This window comes from Paraburkholderia sp. (genome assembly GCF_035501035.1).
Classification (GTDB): domain Bacteria; phylum Pseudomonadota; class Gammaproteobacteria; order Burkholderiales; family Burkholderiaceae; genus Paraburkholderia.
Genome location: NZ_DATJWR010000189.1, coordinates 1 through 2,450, shown reverse-complemented (window position 1 = coordinate 2,450; position 2,450 = coordinate 1). Strand labels below are relative to the sequence as shown.

Genomic DNA, 2,450 nt, shown 5'->3' with positions numbered 1-2,450 from the left:
CTCAACTTCGTTTCTGCGCTTGTACATTTCCCGATCATATTCCCATGGTTCAAGGCGATTGCTTTTGGGCGGAACGACGGGAATGAAACCCAGGTCGAGCGCGAGTTGCCGTGTCTCGTCACCTTCATACGCCTTGTCCATGATGAGGTGCAGTGGTCGGTTGGGCCGCCCAAGGTTTTGCAGCAGCGCGCGTCCTTCTGGCGCATCGCCAGCCTGACCGGGGGACAGCGCGAACGTTATGGCTGTTCGAGCATCCGCGGCAACCATATGAATCTTGGTGGTCCATCCACCACGGGATTTTCCAATTGATTGGGGGCCGTTTTTTTTAATGCGCCGGTACCATCAGGATGAACCTTTACCACCGTGCTATCCAGCGAGACCGCTTCGATCCTGACGCGAACGATCTGCTCACGCTGCAACTCCGTAAACACGCGATCAAGAACACCACTCCTGGACCAGCGGTTCATTCGCGTGTAGATCGTGTGCCATCGGCCAAACCGCTTGGGCAGCCCGCGCCATTTGCAGCCGTGCTCGGCGACGTAAAGGATCGCATTCAGCACCTGCAGGTTCGTCAAGCTGACATTGCCCCGCTGTCGTGGCAGGCAATGCTCGATCCGCTGATATTGGGCTTCGGTGATTTCCATCACCGAAGTATACGATCAAACACAATTAGTGTGAACAGGCCCTAGCACACGCGCCGCGCGCTCGAGCAAGGCCTCGGCGGCATGCAACTGGATATGCAGATTGCCGACCTCCCGGATCGTCAAGGGGTCGTCGCTTGCGCGCTCGACGCCGCTATCGACCCACGGCCGCGTGCGCGAGCGCACGAACGCGAGCGTGTCCTCGATCGCCGCGCGGGCAATGCCCGCGTCGACCGCCGCCTGGATGATCTGCGAGAGCGGGCCGTTGAGCGTGGGCTGCTCGGACACGCGATGCGCCGGCAACACGAACCTTGCCGGCACGCGCACGTTTTCTAGCGTCACGGTCCCGCTCGCGGTGGTGCGCTGGCCGAAACCGGACCAGTCGTCCACCACGCTGAGTCCTTGCGTGCCGCGCGGAATATAGGCGAGCCAGCCCCTGCGGTCCTCGTCGAGCCCGAGCACGGGAACGTAGTGCGCGAACAGGGCGCCCGTTGAATAGAACTTGGTGCCGTCCACGACGTAGTGATCGCCGTCCCGGCGCACGCGCGTCTTCAGGTCGAGCACGTGTTTCGTGCCCTTTTCCGAAAAGCCGTTGCCAAAGCGCTTGCCGGCGAGGACTTCGCCGAACAGCTCGCGCTTTTGCTCGTCGCTGCCGGTGAGCGTGATCAAGTCGACGAGTCCGAAGTGATTCTGCGGCAGTTGCCCGAGCGACGGGTCCGCAGCCGAAATGATCTTGACGACCTCCGTGAGCGTGACGTTAGAAACGCCAGCGCCGCCATACGCTTTGGGCACCGTGATACCCCATAGCCCCGAGCGCGAGAACCACTCGATCTCCTCGTGCGGCAGGCGCCGCTCGCTGTCTCGCTGCGCCGCGCCAACGGCCAGCCGCGCGGCCAGCTCCGTTGCGACCGCAATCGCCTCCCGGTCCGTCACGATCACGTGCGCGGCCTCCGTTACGGGAGCGGCGCCCAGTGTCTCGCTGCCAGCCAGTGTCTCTGCCGTGATTTGCTCCGCTCGATCAGATTGTGTAGTTTGCTAACCGCTACCTTGCCGGAGGGCTGCCGGCCTCAGTTGCGCCCTTCCGCCCGGCGCCCGATGCTGAACGTGAACGCCAGCGCCACGACCAGCAATGCGCCCTTGATGAAGTCCTGCAGGTAATACGGCGCGTTGAGCATCGTGAGACCGTTGAGCAGCACGCCGACGAACACCGCGCCGATCACCGTGCCCGGCACATTGGGACGCTTCGCGCCCCACACCGCATAGCCAACGAGCGCGGCCGCCACCGCATCGAGCAGCAACGAATGCCCCGCGCTCACGTCGCCTCGCCCCACGCGCGCGGCGATGAGCAGTCCGCCGAGCGAGGCGATCGTCGCGGAAGCGACATAGGCCGCCAGCCGGTAGCGGGCCGTTGGCGCGCCGGCCAACCGGGCCGCCGTCTCGGCCGCCGATCGCATAGACCACCCGCCCCCAGCGCGTGGAGCCCATGACGAATGAAACGAGCACCGTCAGCACGAGCAGCACGATGACAGGCATGCGAATCGAACGCGCCGAGTATGAGGTCGCACTCGCTGAACGTCGCTACCAGGAATGCGACCCGGCCAACCGTCTGGTCGCGGGTACGCTTGAGCGGCGCTGGAATGACGCGATGCTTCGCCTCGAGGCGATCAGGATCAGGACGGAAGCCGCCCAGTTCCAGAGCCAGAAAGCACGCGTCGCAACGCCCGAACAGAAAGCTCAGGTTCTCGCGCTGGCGCGCAATCTGCCACGTCTTTGGCGGGCACCGACCACATCAGCGAAGGATCGCAAGCG

Annotated in this window: 4 pseudogenes; 1 reads left to right on the top strand and 3 read right to left on the bottom strand. The window is 64.0% G+C overall.

Annotation, left to right across the window (positions count from 1 at the left end):
- From VMJ11_RS13420 to VMJ11_RS13410, 3 pseudogenes are all read right to left on the bottom strand, one after another.
- Positions 1-644, bottom strand: a pseudogene (locus VMJ11_RS13420) (IS5 family transposase); the annotation flags it as partial.
- A gap of 42 nt (positions 645-686) precedes the next feature.
- Positions 687-1,631: pseudogene (locus VMJ11_RS13415) on the bottom strand (SfnB family sulfur acquisition oxidoreductase); the annotation flags it as partial.
- A 77-nt stretch (positions 1,632-1,708) separates the two neighbouring features.
- Positions 1,709-2,171, bottom strand: a pseudogene (locus VMJ11_RS13410) (ABC transporter permease subunit); the annotation flags it as partial.
- Here VMJ11_RS13410 and VMJ11_RS34470 point away from each other — a divergent pair.
- Positions 2,125-2,450 (top strand): annotated as a pseudogene (locus tag VMJ11_RS34470) (hypothetical protein); the annotation flags it as partial. The pseudogenes VMJ11_RS13410 and VMJ11_RS34470 sit on opposite strands and share 47 nt — an antisense overlap.